The sequence below is a fragment of the Streptococcus infantis ATCC 700779 genome, assembly GCF_000187465.1.
Taxonomy (GTDB): Bacteria; Bacillota; Bacilli; order Lactobacillales; family Streptococcaceae; genus Streptococcus; species Streptococcus infantis.
Window position 1 is genome coordinate 1522664 of sequence record NZ_GL732439.1, and the last position, 18919, is coordinate 1541582.

The window sequence follows — 18919 nt, forward strand, 5'->3', positions numbered from 1 at the left end:
TTCAGAAGTTACAACAACAACTGAGGCTCCAACAACAACTGAAGCTCCTTCAGAAGTTACAACAACAATTGAGGCTCCAACAACAACTGAAGCTCCTTCAGAAGTTACAACAACAACTGAGGCTCCAACAACAACTGAAGCCCCTTCAGAAGTTACAACAACAACTGAGGCTCCAAAAACAGAAGCTACTACAACAACAGAAAACAAACCAGGACTTCCAAATACTGGTGAGGCTACAAGCCTAGTACTTGTATTGGCAGGTGTGGTAATCATGTCAGGAACAGTTGTTATGAAACGTAAATTTACTAAATAATATTAGATAAGTTTCTTTAGAGAGGAGAGAGCATTGCTCTCTCCTTTTTTAAATGTTAAAATGATGGAGTAGGAGAAACCTATCCTTCCCTTTTCAAGGGGGAACCCCACTTATCACGAAGTCACAAAGCCAATATTATAATACTAGCTAACGTAGCCGGTAGCAAACAGAAGTTGGTTAAAAACATAGAGGAGAAATCAATAATGGAAAATTGGTTGACACATTGGCAGAAATTAAAGGAAAAAAATCCGAAGGGTGTCCTTTATGTCAGTAGTGCCTTGCTACCGATGACCATCATGCTGGTGGTATGGTTTTTCATGGGGAGCTATCCTTTTGGAAATAAAAGTTTAATGACCATTGTCTTTGATCAGCAGTACATTAGTTTTTATGGATTGCTAAAGAATGCTATTCTATCTGGTGATTTAAGTAGTCTGACATATTCCTTTACTAAATCTATAGGTGGAGATATGATTGGTGAGTTGGGCTATTATTTGATGAGCCCTTTCAATTTTATTTATGTTCTTCTGCCTTTAAAATATATAGGATTATCTGTTTTTCTAACGATCTGGCTCAGATATGGTGCCTTTGGACTTTCCTTTGCTCATCTCTTAATTAAACGTTATAAGGGTGCAGAGTCAAAACGATGGATGGTTCCCTTGTTTGCGACAGCTTATGCCCTGTCTGGTATGTTGGTATCCTACCAGATGAATGTTATCTTTTATGATGCCATGTTCATGCTTCCTCTTGTCATCCTATATCTAGAGCAGTTGTTAGATGGCAAAGCGGCTTATCCATATGCCTTTGTACTAGGCTTAACGGTATTCCTTCAATTCTACATGGGCTATATGATATCGCTATTTGTCGTTTTGTATGCCTGCTATTATCTTTCGCCTCGTTTTTCTATTGAGGGGACATGGAAAGTAAAACTCAAACATTACGTCCAACCCTTATGGGATGTATTTCTCTACTCTATCCTAGGGGTTGCGGCTGCTTCAATATTATTAGTTCCAGTATTTTTCAACTTGATTGAAAGTAAGGGACAAGCAGGAGGAGCCATGACATTTTCCATGGCCTTTCAGATTAATCCCTTAGACATTTTATCCAAACTAACTATCGGGGGCTTTGATGCGCAATCAGGTTGGGCAGCTGGACCAAACCTGCCAAATATCTATATTGGAGCTCTCGGGTTTATCGGCTTTATCTTGTACTTTGTATCAAGAAAGATAATCAAAGAAAGAAGATGGGCTGCGGGAGTGGTTACTCTCATCTTCTTTACTTCCTTTGTAAATGAATTTGTGAGTAAGATTTGGCATATGGGACAGAACCCTGCCGGATTCTTCTTCCGCTTCTCATGGTTATTCTCTTTCTTCATGCTGCTTCTAGCCTATCAAGCATTAAAAGAGAAATTTAAAATCTCTCGCCGAGGGAAATTGCTATCAGTTGTAGCCCTAGTCTTATCGGCAATCTACTTCTATACTAAAGACTTTACCTATCTACCAAAGAAACAACCTGAGGCTCTAACTCTGTTTATCAATAGCCATTTTATTGCTATTGTGATACTGGTTGTATCAGCTACAGCTATAGGATTTTATCTATACTGGAAACGCTCTGCCAAGTCCCAGAATGAAAAGGAAAGGGTATTGGTGATTGCGGCTGGTTCTGTGGTGGTATTGCTGTTATTATTACAAACAGGTTATCTCTTTTCTCGTGTAGTCTTAACTCTACTCATTTACTTAGCTGTACTGGCCTTGCTACGTCCACGAATGATTCGCTTAGCTGTTGTCTTGTTATCAACTCTGACAGTATTTGAGCTAGGATACAATGCCTATCTATCACAAGTGACCTTTAGTTATGCAAATGTTGATAAATTTGTGGACGGGACGCTCTCGGTTAAACGTGTGACGGATAAAATCCAAGAAAACGCAGATCAACCATTCTACCGAATTGCTACAACCTTTGCCTATTCTCGAACAACTCCATCTCTGATAGGTTATCCAGGTTTGAGTACTTTTAGTTCAAATTTGGAGAGGTCCACTATGAATCACTTTGCCTATATGGGTGATCAAGCGGGCGATGAAGCAATAGAATATGAAAATGGAACTCCTCTAACAGATGCCTTATACGGTGTTCGCTACTATATGGATGTCAAAGACCTGGATCCTACTGAGAAAGAAGCTCATCCTGAGAGAATGTATTTCACACGTTTTGCCAGTCGTTTTGATATGAACCGTTATTTCACGCAGAAGGTCTACGAAGATGAACGTTATACCGTGTACGAAAATCCAAATTCTTTCCCATTAGCCTATGGAACAAATGATTTAGTAAGAAACATCAATTTTGGTAGAAACAACGCTATCCAAAATCAAAATATCATTCTTAACTCTATGGAAGGTGTGAAAAAAGGCGAAGAGAATTATCTCGACTACTTCAAACCCCTAGCCTACGGAGATGTTGAAACAGAAAATCTTACTGAGGAAAATGTCGACAAAGAAAAAGGAACGGCTGTCTACAAGCGGGTGGACTCTTCTAAGGATGCAGTCGTTCGCTACCGAATTACTCCTCGAACAAACTTGACCTATTACTTCTTCGTACCAGCAAGTCTAAATTCAGAGAAAGATTACTCTGTCCTTCTGAATGGCAAGTGGTTCACTCATTCTAAGAGAAATACGCAACGTCAACTATGGCAAATCGCTGACAATGCGGAGAATCAAGAGTCTGTACTGGAATTCCGCTTTAAAACAGACAAGGTTGACCTTTCAAACGCAGGGGTTTACCGCGCAGAAATCAGTCAAATTCAAAGTGCTTTAGAAAAGCGGAAGGAACAAGGTTTACAAGTTGAGAAATTCTCGAATACTTATATCGTCGGTTCAGTAAATATTACTGACGGCAGTAAATATATGATGACTTCTATTCCTTATAGTGAGGGTTGGAAGGTGAAAGTGGATGGCAAGGATGTCCCTGTGACAAAAGCATGGAACAGCTTTATTTCCTTCCCGATTACTTCTGGACAACACAAAGTAGAATTTGTCTTCTCCCAAAAAGGAAGGGTTACAGGTGCTGTATTGACTCTCATCAGTCTAACAACGCTTTATATCGTCAGAAGAGATTACAAGAAGGATGATAAAAACCAGCTGAAAGAAAGTCAAGACGCTCCATCAGCTGACTAAGCAATCTTTTATCAACTATAAAAAAATACGGTCAGGATACCATTCCTGACCTTTTTCTTTTGCAAAATGACAAAAATCTTAAACTTTTTGACAAATATGCTTGTCAAAAATAAAAAGATGTGTTACAATGAAATCAAGATAAAGAACAAAGGAGAAAAAAGACATGCTAAAAAATCGTCTAAAAGAGCTTCGGGCTCGCGATGGTCTGAATCAAACTGAGCTGGCCAAACTAGCTGGCGTGTCCAGGCAAACCATCAGTTTGCTAGAACGAGATGAGTACACGCCATCCATCATCATTGCCCTGAAGATTGCTCAGATATTCCATGAGCCAGTCGAGTCAGTCTTTCGCTTAGAGGAGGATGAGTGATGAACAAGTATAAAGTGATTTATTATCTATCTATAGTTGTGTTTATCGTAAATCTTTTGGCTATGATTGGAAGCCTATTTGGTTGGTTTACAATTGTTGAAAGTAAATACCTCTTCTGGATTAACATAGTTTTACTATTAGTCTTTAGATGGGTAGAGAAAAAAATAAAGTTTAAAGAGCTCATAAAAGGAGAAAAATTATGAAAGAGTTTTTAGCAGGTTTTCAAGTAGATACTGAACACAAAGAACTTGCAGGTGTTTGTGCAGGTTTAGGAAATTATTTTAACATTCAAGCCAATATCGTTCGTTTGGTGACAGTCTTCTTGTTTCTCTCTTCGACGGAGATTGGGATTATAACAGTTACAGCCTATGCTTATCTAGCAGGTTGGCTTGGGAATGAGCCCCTGGGGGATGGAGCAAAAAAAGCTAGAAACCAAGCTGTTCTCTTACTTGTTGTTTGTTTGCTTTTGGTGTCGCTTGGAGCAGAAGGTTTGACAGCTATTTTTGAATCAGGTAAAGCCTTTGGTCAGTGGTTGTCTGGCTTGTTTTAGAAAGAGGTTTAAAGATGGAAAAGAAAGATATCATTTTTGCACTGAAGCTTTTTATTGCAGGAGTTTTATTAGGAATATTTGCTGGTTTCCTTGGTGTTAATCCTTTAGGTATCAGTCAAGCTCAAGTAATCGTTGCCTTGTACTCAATCTTTCTTGGTCTAGGGCTGATTACGGTAACTCTAACCTTTTATTTCATTAGAAAAAGCCACCAGGCTTATCAGAGCTATCAACGAGAAGAAGAGGACGAAGAAAATGAACAAGACTATCTTGCTATGTATCGTTTCTTGGATTATGGTACGGTAGCTTGGAATGTTTCCCAAATTAGTATGCTAGCCTGCCTACTTTTAGATTTGGGAGGTTTAGGCCTATCAGCAGCATCCTTACTTTTGATGGTTGTAGGTATCTGGTCGGGTGCTTACTGTCTCAAAATCACTAGCAAGATTCGTAACTACAAACTTTCTATTATGGCGACTCCAAAGGAAGTTTTGGAATACCTCGATACTTATGATGAGGGAGAAAAACAGGCTGAGATGGAAGAAGCTTACTTGATCTTGTTCAAGGTCAATCAGCTTCTCATTCCTGGTATATACGTTGTCTTAGTAGTTCTATCTGTAGTATTAGGTCAAGTACAGTTGGTTGCTCTACTCGTAGCAGTTGTCATCCATATGTATACGAATGTTGCACAGTTGCGTAAAACAAAACGTTATTTCAAATAGGAGAATCTTATGAAAACACTTAAAAATATTGGTTGGTATAGCCTTGCCTTCTTATCATTTCTTGTGGTCTATAGTTTTATTCAGGGCGTAGGTTTAGCCGCCTTGATAATGGGAGCACCTAACTACATTGCTGTCCCTGTTTATGTCTTATTGGCAGGAATCTTCACCTTCGTTACCTACAAGTGGTATAAGACAGGAACCGTTACAATTGAAAAAACGGCCCTTAACAAATACATCTGGCTGCCTGCCTTGGTATGGGTCCTTGTCATTGTTGTAGAAAATTTTTTACCAAATGATCCGTCATTTAATCAACAGGCTATAAATAAATTGGCTCAAGATCAACCTCTCTTCACTTTCTTCATGGCAGTCGTCTTTGCACCACTTACAGAAGAGTTAACCTTTAGAGGTATGTTAGCTCGCTATGTATTCCCTCAACAAGATAATGTCAAGCAAACAGCTCTCTTTCTTCTTGTAAGCACTGTACTTTTTGCACTTGTCCATTTCCCTACTAGTCCTCAACAATTCCTAGTCTATAGTGCCCTTGGTTTAAGCATGGGATTGGCTTATATCAGCAAGGGTGGTCTGGCTTATAGTATGGGATTGCATGCCTTAAATAATTTAATTTCATTTGTGATGATAATGATGCTATAATAGACTCAGGAGGAAATCATGAAACGAGTACTAATATTAGCAGTCATTCAGGCTATCTTTCTCTTCTTTGTCATCGGCCTACTTGTCTATTTCATTAAGGGGGATTTCTTTTATAACAATCTAGCGGTTATCTTTGCTCCTATCGCAGGAGTGATACGATTTGCGACGGCTTATGTGACAGAAATTGTCCTTCCAAAGAAGACAGAAGAGATTGCTGAAAAGCGTAAAAAATAAAGAAAGCCTAAATCCAGCGAATGACTTTGCTGGATTTTTTCATTTATAAGAGGAAACTCTCAACTTTTCTGATGATTTTCATGAAGAGCCTGCGCTTTTATGGTAAAATAGTAACAGAATACAAGAGGAGAGAAAACATGAAACGTAGTATGTATGCTGGTCGTGTTCGTGAGGAGCACATCGGACAAGAAATTACCTTGAAAGGATGGGTTGCCCGTCGTCGTGACTTGGGTGGATTGATTTTTATCGACCTTCGTGACCGTGAAGGGATCATGCAGTTAGTTATCAACCCTGAAAAAGTTTCTGCGGGAGTGATGGCAACAGCTGAAAGCCTTCGTAGTGAATTTGTCATCGAGGTGACTGGACAAGTTGAAGCACGTGAGCAGGCCAATGATAAATTGGCGACTGGAGCGGTAGAACTGAATGTAACGGCTCTTACTGTGCTTAATACAGCCAAAACAACACCATTTGAAATCAAGGATGGCATTGAAGCAAACGACGATACGCGTCTACGTTACCGTTACCTTGACCTTCGTCGTCCAGAGATGTTGGAAAACCTTAAACTTCGTGCCAAAGTAACACATTCTATCCGCAACTACTTGGATGAGTTGGAATTTATCGATGTGGAAACGCCATTCCTTTCTAAGTCAACACCAGAAGGGGCGCGTGACTATTTGGTGCCATCTCGTGTCAATAAAGGGCATTTTTACGCACTTCCTCAAAGTCCGCAGATTACAAAACAGTTGTTGATGAATGCTGGATTTGACCGTTACTACCAAATTGTTAAATGTTTCCGTGATGAAGACTTGCGTGGAGACCGTCAGCCTGAATTTACCCAGGTCGACTTGGAAACTTCATTCCTTACTGAGCAAGAAATCCAAGATATCACAGAAGGCTTGATTGCGCGCGTGATGAAGGAAACAAAAGGGATTGAAGTAACGCTGCCATTCCCTCGTATGAAGTACGATGATGCTATGGCTCTTTATGGATCTGACAAACCTGATACTCGTTTTGAGATGTTGCTTCAGGACTTGACAGATCTTGTCAAAGGTGTTGATTTCAAAGTCTTCTCAGAAGCTCCTGCCGTTAAAGCCATTGTGGTCAAAGGTGCAGCAGACAACTACTCTCGTAAAGACATCGACAAGATGACAGAAGTAGCCAAGCAGTATGGTGCTAAAGGCCTTGCTTGGGTTAAGGTTGTTGACGGTGAATTAAACGGACCAGTCGCTAAATTCTTGACTAGCATTCAAGGTGATTTAACAAGTGCGCTTGGTCTTGAAGATAAAGACTTGGTTCTCTTTGTGGCTGACACGCTTGAAGTAGCCAATGCAACACTTGGTGCCCTTCGTGGACGTATTGCCAAAGAGCTTGGCTTGATTGATAACGACAAATTTAACTTCCTCTGGGTAGTTGACTGGCCAATGTTTGAATGGTCTGAAGAAGAAGGTCGTTATATGAGCGCCCACCATCCATTTACTCTTCCTCAAGCAGATACTGCACATGAGCTTGAAGGTGATTTGGCTAAGGTTCGTGCTATTGCCTACGACATCGTCTTGAACGGTTATGAACTTGGTGGCGGTAGCCTTCGTATCAACCAAAAAGAACTCCAAGAACGCATGTTCAAGGCCCTTGGATTCTCAACAGAAGAAGCAAATGACCAATTTGGATTCCTTTTGGAAGCCATGGACTATGGATTCCCACCACACGGTGGCTTGGCTATCGGACTTGATCGTTTTGTAATGTTGCTCGCTGGAGAAGAAAATATCCGCGAAGTCATTGCCTTCCCTAAGAACAACAAAGCAACTGACCCTATGACGCAGGCACCATCAACAGTAGCTCTTAAACAATTAGAGGAACTTAATCTACAAGTAGAACAAGATGAAACAAACGAAACTAACTAAAAAGTGGTACCATTATCTGCGCCGCTTTGCTTATCGGGTGAAGCTTTTACGTGTTTTGCAAAGTATCTCCCGAGAAAAATACGATGAAAAAATTTCAGCTTCTCTAGTATATGGTTTTCTATCAGCAGTAGCTGTCAATTTTTTCTTCCAACCAGGACATGTTTATTCAAGTGGAGCAACAGGTTTGGCTCAGATTATTTCTGCGCTTAGTAATCACTTGTTTGGCTTTTATTTCCCAATTTCAGTAGCATTTTACGCTATCAATATCCCGCTGATGATTTTAGCCTGGTACCAAATTGGACATAAGTTCACGATTTTCACCTTTATCACGGTATCTATGAGCTCGCTCTTTATCCAGTTTGTGCCAGTGGTGGTCTTGACAGAGGATCCAATCATCAATGCTCTCTTTGGTGGGGTCGTCATGGGACTGGGAATCGGCTTTGCTTTACGCCATAACATTTCCAGTGGTGGAACAGATATTGTCAGTCTGACTATTCGTAAGAAAACAGGTCGTAATGTCGGAAGTATCTCCTTCCTAGTGAACGGGACAATCATGCTGATTGCAGGGGTGACCTTTGGTTGGAAATATGCCCTTTATTCCATGATTACTATCTTTGTCTCAAGTCGTGTGACAGATGCAGTTTTCACCAAACAAAAACGCATGCAAGCCATGATTGTTACTAGCAATCCAGATGCAGTCATTGAGAAAATCCATAATAAATTGCACCGTGGAGCGACTATGATCCATGATGCTGAAGGAACTTATAACCACGAACGTAAGGCTGTTTTGATTACGGTTATCACTCGTGCAGAGTTCAATGATTTTAAACTGATCATGAAGCAAGTTGATCCAACAGCCTTTGTTTCTGTTTCAGAAAATGTTCATATCCTAGGCCGATTTGTCGAAGTCGAAAACTAATCAATTATAAAAATAGATTACAAAAAACCAGCTCTAAGCAAAAAATGTTAGAGCTGGTTTTTCTTATTTTTCAATGATTTCATGTGCAATGACTTGACGATAGCAGATTTGACGATTTTCTTTGACATCATTGATGATTTGAAGAATAGTCTCAAACGAAGTGCGGCCGAGAGCTAGACTATTAATATTGACATAGGCTGCTAGGTTTAATTTTGGATTTACAGAGTCAAAGCTGAGAATAGGGACATTCAGCTGATGTTCGTTGAGGTAGTTACAAACACCTTCAGCTAAGAGGCTATCTGTTGTGATAACAGCATCGGTTTTTGGATCGTATTCAAAAAGTTGTTTGCTAAATTTATATCCCTTTTCTTCAAGAAATTCATCAGCGAAAAAGGTACGATGACTATCAAGAGATAGTTTGTGTTCTTGGAGGGCTTGCTCGTAACCTGTCAGACGGTCCTGGGTAACGAAGAGCTTCTTGGTACCGCCGATAAAGGCAATTCGTGAACACCCTTTTTTAATGAAATATTCTGTCGCATCAAATCCGGCTTGGATGTTATCATTATCAACAAGCGGAATGAAAGGAGAAAGTGATTTTCCAAGAATGAGGAAGGGAAATTGCTCCTCGACAACCAGTTGTACCAAGGGATCATTTTCTTGAGCATACAAGAAGATAAGCCCATCCACACGTTTTCCGTAGACCATTTGTGAAATGGCGTTTAAACGCTCTTTTTCATCCTTACCAGTCGCAATCTGAATGGCATAGTGATTTTCCGAGGCAACCTGTGCAATCCCTCTAAGAACAGAAGGGAAGAAAGGATTTTGATAGAAAACGTCTGAATCATCCGGAAGGACTAAGCCAATAACTTGTGTATAACTGCTAACAAGACTTCGAGCATTTAGATTAGGATGATAATTGAGTTCTTTCATTGCTTTTCGAACTCGTTTTTTGGTTTCGTCGCTAATGGTTGATTTGTTTTGAATAACACGGGTTACGGTTGAAGGAGAAACTCCTGCAGCTTTGGCCACGTCTTTTATCGTAACAGGCATAATAATCTCCTACTTTTTGTAGTCTGGATCACGATAATGAGTCTTATAAAAGATAGTGACCAGGTATAGAACAAATAAAATGTTTTGAACAGTGATCAAAGTTGCCATATTCTGCCCCAAAAGACCTAGAATCATGGTCAGTAAAGTTGGTAATCCTAAACAGTTCAAAATAAAATGATAGCACTCTTTATAGGTCTTAAATGAGAAGAGACGAGATTTTTTCGTGAAGTAGAGCAGAAGGCTAGCACCTAAAGCTACAATGAAAAAATTGAGTCCAAAGAGGAAACTAGCACCTAAGACCAAAAAGAGGCTGATATAGACGCGATTCTGTTGATACCAGTCTTTAGAAATAGCCTGAGTCAAGCTTTCCTTGCTTTGGAAACTATCAGTTGTGATAGCATGATAGCGAATGCTGGTTAACTCTTTTCCTTGCTTACTGATGACGAGTTGCTCAGGTTCAAAGCTAAGAAGTAATTCCTCAGGGAAACTTGAACTAGCAGTAGCCCCGATTTGTACAGAAGTTTGATGAGGAGTCGAACCGGTATAGCTTAGTTTTCCATCTACAATCTGAGCATTGGTAGCTAGATCCTGAACGACTTCGTCCGTCAATGGAGCATAGACATCATCGATGAACGTCTCTAAAGGATAGGTTTCCTGAGAACTGTTCTGGATAGCAATAGGCACCATGGATAAGCTAATCAAGAAAATACTGGTAAAAATCAGTTGAAACCAGTTTAGACCAAAACGTTGAGAGAGGGGCTTACGAAATCCCCAAATACTATTAAAATAAGAAAATGGATATGGTAACATAAATCTCTTTCTATAGGCATTTTTCTATACGAGTATTATATAGAGAAATGTTTTTTATTTCAAGCGGGGATAGTAGAATACTTGGTAAAAGTGAATGTTTGTTATGATTCGTCCACTAACTAACAAGGTAATCTCAGCAAGCTCTTGTTTCTCACCAGACAATCGATGTACAAGACCAAAAATGAAAAAGGGTGGCGGGGGTATATTACCCCTTGTCGCCACCGCTTGTAAGTCCTGAAACGAAGTTCTTTTGCAAGAAGAAGAAAAGTGTACAGATTGGAAGAGCGATGAGGATAGCACCTGCTGAGAAGTAGGCGATCTTCAAGTTCTTCGCATTGCTGACGAAGGTTTGTAGACCAACGGCAACTGTATAGTATTCTTTTTCACGAAGCAAGAAACTAGAGAGGATATAGTCTCCAAAAGGTCCCATGAAGGCCCAGAGTGCTTGTACAGCAACCATTGGGCGAACAAGAGGGAGAACGATTTGCCAGAAGCGGCGGAAATGTCCTGCACCATCAAGTTTTGCAGACTCATCAAGAGACATTGGCACGGTGTCAAAGTAACCTTTCATGAGCCAAGCGTTCATCGGGATACCTCCACCAACGTAGAGGAAGATGAGGAACCAGCTTTGGTTAAGGGCGTTCAACATGAGGGCCATAACGAAGAAGGCAGTCAAAGCGGCCATTGTTGGCACCATTTGGATAATCAAGAAGAAGACCAAACTTTGTTTACGAGCCAAGAAGTTGTAACGGCTATAGGCATAACCAGCAAGTACGATAATACTTGTCTGAACAACCATAGTGATCAAAGCGATGATCAAAGTGTTGAGGTACCATGTGCCGTACAAGGTTTCAGTAAAGAGCCCTTTGAAGTTATCAAGACTGAAATTGACATTGCTGTCGAGCTTGAAGGCCACAACGTTACCGGCCTTAAAGGCTGACATAATCGTGATTAAAAGAGGATAGATAATAACGATTGAAAGTCCAATTAAGTAAAGATAAGTAAGGGTTTGAGTCAGTCTACGTTTGATTCTGATTGAGTTATTCATCTTAGACGTCCTCCATATCAAATGCGTGTAGTTTCTTGAATGCAATCATAGAAATAGAGATGACGATGATTGAAATAATCAAGGTAACGGCAGCTGCCATAGAGTATTGAGGAGCTGTACCAGTTGTCAAACGGTAGATCCATGAGATCAAGATATCGGTTGAACCAGCTCCACCACCGACACTACCAGGACCACCACCATTGAAGAGGTACATGATAGAGAAGTTGTTGAAGTTGAAGGTGTATTGACTGATCAATGTAGGCGCCGCAACAGCCAAAATCATTGGGAAAGTGATGTTACGGAATTTTTGCCAAGCATTAGCACCGTCGATATAAGCTGCTTCATACAAGTCATTTGGAATAGACTGTAGGATACCGAGAGTCAAGACGTAGATATAAGGGAAACCAAGCCATCCTTGCATCATAATCAAGGCAATTTTAGTCCAAGTTGGATTTGTCTTCCAAGGGATAAGAACGCCATCTAAGAAAGGAAGAACCTTAGCAAAGAGAGGGATAACTTGGGTATTGATAGCACCAACACTATCGTTGAACATGTTTGAGAATGTCAAGATAGTGATGAAGGCTGGAACCGCCCAAGGTAGAAGGAAGATAACACCAAAGATACGTTTACCCTTGATGAATGGTTGGTTAGCAATAATAGCTGTAAAGATACCGAGTACGATTTGCAAAGTAGATGCAGATAAAGCCCAGATAATAGTCCAAGAAAGAACAGAACCGAAGGCTGAACGGAAGGTACTCAAGCTCCAGATATTTGTGAAGTTAGTCAATCCAACCCAATCCAATAATTTATTTGGTGGTAAGTGTTGGAAATCGTAGTTAGTAAAGGCAATCATCAAGGTTACAATAACCGGGAAGATGATGGCAAATGTCATGGCAACGTAAGATGGAATGATAAGCAAGTAAGGGAATCCATTTTCATAGATACCTTTAATCATATCCTTAAGTGTCAATGGGACAGGGATGCCATTATTGATACGTTTTGCAATAGTGTGAGCGTCTTTAATATTGAGAATATAAAAGGCTAGATAAACAATTACAAAAATAGAGTGGAATGCACCACGAATCAACATGAAGAGAGAGTTGTCACGGCCAGGTTTTTCACCAAGCGTGATTAAGTTGCTCAATTCAGGTGCTGCAAGTACTATAAAATAGAGGACAAAAGCCACTGTTACAGCAAGGAAGATAAAACCTTTAGCTTTTTGTTTGTTGTAGATTTGTCCCAACCCAGGAATCAATGAAAGCAAGGCTGCTTTTTTTGGTTGTTGTTCCATGAGTGCTCCTTTCATAAGATACGAGCATTGAGCTCGATGCTAATCAGCAAAATTGCTGAAAACATTGTCAATATATCTAAAAATCAAGGGAGATGTTTAAACTATCTCCCTTGAATCAATCAATTAGTTACCAAATTTTTGTTGGATTGTTTCTTTGATCAATGTTACAGCATCATTAGCAGCAGTTTTAGCATCTTTCTTACCGCTTACAGCGTCAAAGAGCATTGTTTTAGCTGGGTCCCAAACTGTTGACATTTGAGAGATGTTTGGCATTGGTTGAGCGTTCTTGAACTGCTCGATAACAGCTGTAGTCAACTCATCTTTTTTACCTTCAGCGTAAGCACGAGCTTCAGTGTTAGCTGGGATTTCGTTAGTAGCATCGTAGAATGCTTTTTGTTGTTCAGTTGAAACAAGGAAGTCTACAAATTTTTGAGCGCCTTCAAGGTTCTTAGTGCTTGATGGGATGATCCAAGCTTTACCACCACCAAAGGCTGCGTAGTTTTTACCGTTTGGAAGAGTTGGGATAGTTGCAACACCGTAGTTTACTTTAGCATCTTTGAATGCTTGAGCTTTCCAAGGACCATCGATGATAGCAGCTGTTTTACCTTCTTGGAATTGAGTTTGGATCAAGTTTCCAGCACCTTCAGTATCTTGCATACCTTTAGGCCATTTTTCGTACCAAGTTTTAGCGTATTCGATACCTGCGATAGCACCATCGTTAGCAAGACCGATATCTTTAGGATTTTTACCATTGTCACCAAATACGTAAGCTCCGTTACCAGCAAGAAGTCCGTATGCGTAGTAGAAGTTAGTCCAGTCAGCTAGGAAAGCAGTAGTTTTACCTTCTTCACCAGCGAAAGCGTATTTGCTATCTTTAGCAAGGTTTTCTAAGTCAGCAAATGTTTTTGGAGCTTCTTTAATCAAGTCTTTGTTGTAGTATAGAACAAGTGACTCGATAACAGCTGGAGCACCGTAAACTTTACCACCAACAGTTACAAGAGATTTAGTAGTGTCATCAGTTTTAGCACCGTCGCTCAAAGTTACTTCTGAAAGTTGTCCGTCAGTACCAAGGCTACCTACACGGTCGTATGGAGCCATCATAACGTCAGCGGCTTGACCTGATTGGTTGTCAAGTGAAAGTTTATCAAGTCCACCAAGTTGGTCACCAGATTTGATGTTAACTTTTGTTCCTGATTCTTTTTCATAAGCAGCAGCAACTTTCTCAGCGTAAGCTTTATATTGGTCTTCAACGTAGAAAGTGATTTCTTGGCTTCCTGATGCAGAAGAATCAGCTGCTTTATCAGCAGTTTTGCTTCCGCAAGCTACCAAAAGCAAGCTAGCAAGAGTAGCAGTACCAAGTACAGCAGCGCTCTTCATGAATTTAGTTGACATAGTGTATTCCTCCTAAAGAATAACAAATTTTAATTTCGAGGAAACGCAAACGTTTTCCCTTATGACCATAGTATAGCACAAACAGAAAACGGTTGCAAGCATTTTTTTGAAAAAATTTTAAAAAGCTTGTGACTGGCTAATTCCTAAAATTGTTTGTATAATAGAAGAGAAATAGGAAATCGTGTAAATTTCAATTCAAAAATAATTTAAGGGAAACGATTGCATAAATAGAAGACGAAACAAAGGGAGGGGGAAAATGAAAATATAGGGAATTTCCGATTTCGGAAATAAAAAGTAGTGAAAAAGTTTTTTTTACAAACGCTTGCATTTATTTTAGAAATGGGGTATACTTGACTTAGCGCAAACGTTTGCGCAAAAATTGAAATAATTAACAATATAAACACTTGAGGTGCTAATATGAAAAAACGTCAAAGCGGTGTGTTGATGCACATCTCATCACTTCCAGGAGCATACGGAATCGGATCATTTGGTCAAAGCGCCTATGATTTCGTTGACTTCTTGGTTCGTACAAAGCAACGTTACTGGCAAATCCTTCCTTTGGGAACAACTAGCTATGGAGATTCTCCATACCAATCATTCTCAGCCTTTGCTGGAAACACTCATTTTATCGACCTTGATATTTTGGTGGAGCAAGGTTTGTTGGAAGCAAGTGATCTTGAAGGTGTGGACTTTGGTAGCAACCCAATTGAAGTTGACTACGCTAAAATCTACTATGCACGTCGTCCACTTCTAGAGAAAGCTGTCAAACGTTTCCTTGAAGTCGGAGCTGTCAAAGACTTCGAAAAATTTGCTCAAGAAAATCAATCATGGCTTGAACTATTTGCAGAGTATATGGCTATCAAGGAGCATTTTGATAATCTTGCTTGGACAGAATGGCCAGATGCAGATGCTCGTGCTCGTAAAGCTTCAACTCTTGAAAGATACCGTGAGAAATTAGCTGACAAGCTTGTTTACCACCGCGTAACCCAATACCTTTTCTTCCAACAATGGTTGAAATTGAAAGCATACGCTAACGAAAACCACATCGAGATTGTCGGAGATATGCCTATCTATGTAGCGGAAGATTCAAGCGATATGTGGGCTAATCCACATCTCTTTAAAACAGATGAAAACGGAAAAGCGACTTGCATCGCAGGTTGCCCACCAGATGAATTCTCTGCTACTGGTCAGCTCTGGGGTAACCCAATCTATGACTGGGAAGCTATGGACAAAGATGGCTACAAATGGTGGATTGAACGCTTGCGTGAAAGCTTCAAAATCTACGATATCGTTCGTATCGACCACTTCCGTGGATTTGAATCTTACTGGGAAATCCCTGCTGGTTCTGAAACAGCAGCACCTGGTAAATGGGTGAAAGGACCTGACTACAAACTCTTTGCAGCGGTTAAAGAGGAACTTGGTGACTTGAACATCATCGCAGAAGACCTTGGATTCATGACTGACGAAGTTATCGAACTACGTGAACGCACTGGATTCCCAGGAATGAAAGTCCTTCAATTTGCCTTCAACCCAGAACACGAAAGTATCGACAGCCCACACTTGGCACCGGCCAACTCAGTTATGTACACAGGAACACACGATAACAACACTGTTCTTGGTTGGTATCGCAATGAAATCGACGATCCAACTCGTGAGTACATGGCACGTTATACAAACCGCAAGGAATATGAAACAGTAGTACATGCTATGCTTCGTACAGCCTTCTCATCAGTAAGCTTTATGACTATCGCTACTATGCAAGATTTGCTAGAGTTGGATGGTTCAGCTCGTATGAACTTCCCATCTACTCTTGGTGGAAACTGGTCATGGCGTATGACAGAGGATCAATTGACTCCTGCTGTCGAAGAAACTTTGCTTGACTTGACTACAATTTATCGCCGAATCAATGAAAATTTGGTAGAATTAAAGAAATAAGACATTATCAGGAGACACAAAAAATGTTACCATTAAAAGAATTTGTACAAAATCGTTACAATAAATCTATCGCAGAATGTAGCAACGAAGAGCTTTACCTTGCTCTTCTTAACTACAGCAAACTTGCAAGTAGCCAAAAACCAGTCAACACTGGTAAGAAAAAAGTTTACTATATCTCAGCTGAGTTCTTGATCGGTAAACTTTTGTCAAACAACTTGATTAACCTTGGTCTTTATGACGAAGTTAAAAAAGAACTTGCTGACGCAGGTAAAGAGTTGATCGAAATCGAAGAAGTAGAATTGGAACCATCACTTGGTAATGGTGGTTTGGGACGTTTGGCAGCCTGCTTTATCGACTCAATCGCTACACTTGGTTTGAACGGTGACGGTGTTGGTTTGAACTACCACTTTGGTCTTTTCCAACAAGTGCTTAAAAACAACCAACAAGAAACAATTCCTAACGCTTGGTTGACTGACCAAAACTGGTTGATTCGTTCAAGCCGTAGCTACCAAGTACCATTTGCACACTTTACATTGACATCTACTCTTTACGATATCGATGTACCTGGTTACAAAACAGCTACTAAAAACCGCTTGCGTTTGTTTGACTTGGATTCAGTTGATTCATCTATCATTGAAGATGGCATTAACTTTGATAAGACAGACATCGCTCGCAACTTGACTCTTTTCCTTTACCCAGACGATAGCGACAAACAAGGTGAATTGCTCCGTATCTTCCAACAATACTTCATGGTTTCAAACGGTGCTCAATTGATCATCGATGAAGCAATCGAAAAAGGAAGCAACTTGCATGACCTTGCTGACTACGCAGTTGTACAAATCAACGATACTCACCCATCAATGGTGATTCCTGAGTTGATCCGTCTTTTGACTGAACGTGGGATCGAACTTGATGAAGCAATCTCTATCGTTCGTAGCATGACTGCTTACACAAACCACACAATCCTTGCTGAAGCCCTTGAAAAATGGCCTCTTGAATTCTTGGAAGAAGTGGTTCCTCACTTGGTACCAATCATCAAAGAATTGGACCGTCGTGTTCGTGCTGAATACAAAGATCCAGCTGTTCAAATCATTGATGAACACGATCGTGTACACATGGCTCACATGGATATCCACTATGGATACAGTGTAAACGGGGTTGCCGCTCTTCACACAGAAATTTTGAAGAACTCTGAGTTGAAAGCTTTCTACGATCTTTACCCAGAAAAATTCAACAACAAAACAAACGGTATCACTTTCCGTCGTTGGCTCATGCATGCTAACCCAAGCTTGTCTCACTACTTGGATGAGATCCTTGGACGCGAATGGCACCATGAAGCTTCTAAATTGGAAGACCTTCTTTCATACGAAGACAAGGCTGCTGTCAAAGAAAAATTGGAAAGCATCAAAGCTCACAACAAACGTAAATTGGCTCGTCACTTGAAAGAACACCAAGGTGTGGAAATCAATACTAACTCTATCTTTGATATCCAAATCAAACGTCTTCACGAGTACAAACGTCAACAAATGAACGCTTTGTATGTTATCCACAAATATCTTGACATCAAGGCTGGTAACATCCCTGCTCGTCCAATCACAGTATTCTTTGGAGGTAAAGCAGCCCCTGCCTACACAATCGCCCAAGACATCATCCACTTGATTCTTTGCTTGTCAGAAGTGATTGCAAACGACCCAGCAGTAGCTCCACACTTGCAAGTGGTAATGGTTGAAAACTACAACGTTACTGCAGCAAGCTTCCTTATCCCAGCATGTGACATTTCAGAACAAATCTCACTTGCTTCTAAAGAAGCTTCAGGTACTGGTAACATGAAATTCATGTTGAACGGAGCTTTGACTCTTGGTACTATGGACGGGGCTAACGTGGAAATCGCTGAGTTGGTTGGAGACGAAAACATCTACATCTTTGGTGAAGATTCAGAAACTGTTATCGATCTTTACGCAAAATCAGCTTACAAATCAAGCGAATTCTACGCTCGTAAAGCGATCAAACCATTGGTTGACTTTATCGTGAGCGACGCTGTTCTTGCAGTTGGTAAGAAAGAACGCTTGGAACGTCTTTACAATGAATTAATCAACAAAGACTGGTTCATGACTCTTCTTGACTTGGAAGACTACATCAAAGTGAAAGAGCAAATGCTTGCTGATTACGAAAACCGTGATGCATGGTTGGATAAAGTGATCGTCAACATTGCTAAAGCAGGCTTCTTCTCATCTGACCGTACAATCGCTCAGTACAACGAAGATATCTGGCACTTGAACTAAGAATCTTTGCATCAGATTATAAAATAAAACGCATCTTAAATAGATGCGTTTTTTGATTTTAGCTATAAAAGAGTAGGGACTTTTATAGAAATTTGCCCATCCTGTTAAAAAGCTAGCACAATATAGGAAAAACAGGTATACTATTGTTAATTAAAATGAATCATATTAAGGATAGGGAAAATTATGACAAAAAAATTAGCGCTAACAGCAGTACTTTTGGGAGTCGCACTGTTGACATTGACAGGTTGTTTTATGAAAAGTAGCCGAAGATTTATCGAAGGGAAAGCCTCAGA

The 18919-nt window shown here is 40.2% G+C and carries 17 protein-coding genes; 12 read left to right on the top strand and 5 right to left on the bottom strand.

The window, feature by feature from the left end:
- The 10 genes from HMPREF9423_RS12690 to HMPREF9423_RS09950 form a co-directional block, all read left to right on the top strand.
- On the top strand, nt 1–313 hold a 313-nt coding region (locus HMPREF9423_RS12690), incomplete at its 5' end, for an LPXTG cell wall anchor domain-containing protein (protein ID WP_006149183.1).
- 203 nt (nt 314–516) lie between these two features.
- The gene (gene pgfM1, locus HMPREF9423_RS09910) at nt 517–3480 is read left to right on the top strand and encodes a glycosyltransferase PgfM1 (protein WP_006149184.1); all 2964 of its coding nucleotides are present in this window, start codon (nt 517–519) and stop codon (nt 3478–3480) included.
- 163 nt (nt 3481–3643) lie between these two features.
- Nucleotides 3644–3847, top strand: coding sequence for a helix-turn-helix transcriptional regulator (locus tag HMPREF9423_RS09915; protein ID WP_006149185.1), 204 nt, complete (start codon nt 3644–3646; stop codon nt 3845–3847).
- Entirely contained in the window at nt 3847–4050 is a 204-nt protein-coding gene (locus tag HMPREF9423_RS09920; protein WP_006149186.1) for a hypothetical protein, read from the top strand. Before HMPREF9423_RS09915 ends, HMPREF9423_RS09920 begins: the two co-directional genes overlap by 1 nt.
- Nucleotides 4047–4397, top strand: a complete 351-nt coding sequence (locus tag HMPREF9423_RS09925; protein ID WP_006149187.1) for a PspC domain-containing protein — start codon at nt 4047–4049, stop codon at nt 4395–4397. The genes HMPREF9423_RS09920 and HMPREF9423_RS09925 overlap by 4 nt, the downstream gene beginning before the upstream one ends.
- A 14-nt stretch (nt 4398–4411) precedes the next feature.
- On the top strand, nt 4412–5113 hold the full coding sequence (locus tag HMPREF9423_RS09930) for a DUF3169 family protein (protein WP_006149188.1): 702 nt from the start codon (nt 4412–4414) through the stop codon (nt 5111–5113).
- Between the two features lie 9 nt (nt 5114–5122).
- Nucleotides 5123–5764, top strand: a complete 642-nt coding sequence (locus HMPREF9423_RS09935) for a CPBP family intramembrane glutamic endopeptidase (protein ID WP_006149189.1) — start codon at nt 5123–5125, stop codon at nt 5762–5764.
- A gap of 18 nt (nt 5765–5782) precedes the next feature.
- Nucleotides 5783–5998, top strand: a complete 216-nt coding sequence (locus HMPREF9423_RS09940) for a hypothetical protein (protein WP_006149190.1) — start codon at nt 5783–5785, stop codon at nt 5996–5998.
- A gap of 137 nt (nt 5999–6135) precedes the next feature.
- Nucleotides 6136–7899, top strand: a complete 1764-nt coding sequence (gene aspS / locus HMPREF9423_RS09945; protein ID WP_006155783.1) for an aspartate--tRNA ligase — start codon at nt 6136–6138, stop codon at nt 7897–7899.
- Nucleotides 7877–8818, top strand: a complete 942-nt coding sequence (locus HMPREF9423_RS09950; protein WP_006149192.1) for a YitT family protein — start codon at nt 7877–7879, stop codon at nt 8816–8818. The genes aspS and HMPREF9423_RS09950 overlap by 23 nt, the downstream gene beginning before the upstream one ends.
- A 63-nt stretch (nt 8819–8881) precedes the next feature.
- Here the strand turns inward: HMPREF9423_RS09950 and HMPREF9423_RS09955 are convergent, their stop codons facing one another.
- The 5 genes from HMPREF9423_RS09955 to HMPREF9423_RS09975 all read right to left on the bottom strand — a co-directional run bounded on the left by HMPREF9423_RS09955 (nt 8882) and on the right by HMPREF9423_RS09975 (nt 14409).
- Nucleotides 8882–9868, bottom strand: coding sequence for a LacI family DNA-binding transcriptional regulator (locus HMPREF9423_RS09955; RefSeq protein ID WP_006149193.1), 987 nt, complete (start codon nt 9866–9868; stop codon nt 8882–8884).
- Nucleotides 9869–9877: 9 nt separating this feature from the next.
- Complete coding sequence (locus HMPREF9423_RS09960) at nt 9878–10678, bottom strand: DUF1189 domain-containing protein (protein ID WP_006149194.1); 801 nt, start codon at nt 10676–10678, stop codon at nt 9878–9880.
- Nucleotides 10679–10883: 205 nt separating this feature from the next.
- Complete coding sequence (locus tag HMPREF9423_RS09965) at nt 10884–11726, bottom strand: sugar ABC transporter permease (RefSeq protein WP_006149195.1); 843 nt, start codon at nt 11724–11726, stop codon at nt 10884–10886.
- Nucleotide 11727: 1 nt separating this feature from the next.
- On the bottom strand, nt 11728–13017 hold the full coding sequence (locus tag HMPREF9423_RS09970) for a carbohydrate ABC transporter permease (protein WP_006155780.1): 1290 nt from the start codon (nt 13015–13017) through the stop codon (nt 11728–11730).
- A gap of 123 nt (nt 13018–13140) precedes the next feature.
- Nucleotides 13141–14409 carry an extracellular solute-binding protein gene (locus tag HMPREF9423_RS09975; protein WP_006149197.1) on the bottom strand — a complete coding sequence of 423 codons (1269 nt, stop codon included), beginning with the start codon at nt 14407–14409 and terminating at the stop codon, nt 13141–13143.
- A 417-nt stretch (nt 14410–14826) separates the two neighbouring features.
- Here HMPREF9423_RS09975 and malQ point away from each other — a divergent pair, with 417 nt between their 5' ends.
- Together malQ and glgP are read left to right on the top strand one after the other, a co-directional pair.
- Nucleotides 14827–16344 carry a 4-alpha-glucanotransferase gene (gene malQ / locus HMPREF9423_RS09980; protein ID WP_006149198.1) on the top strand — a complete coding sequence of 506 codons (1518 nt, stop codon included), beginning with the start codon at nt 14827–14829 and terminating at the stop codon, nt 16342–16344.
- A gap of 23 nt (nt 16345–16367) precedes the next feature.
- Nucleotides 16368–18626 (top strand): glycogen/starch/alpha-glucan family phosphorylase, encoded by a 2259-nt coding sequence (glgP, locus tag HMPREF9423_RS09985; RefSeq protein ID WP_006149199.1) that lies wholly within the window; start codon nt 16368–16370, stop codon nt 18624–18626.
- Nucleotides 18627–18919: the final 293 nt, after the last annotated feature.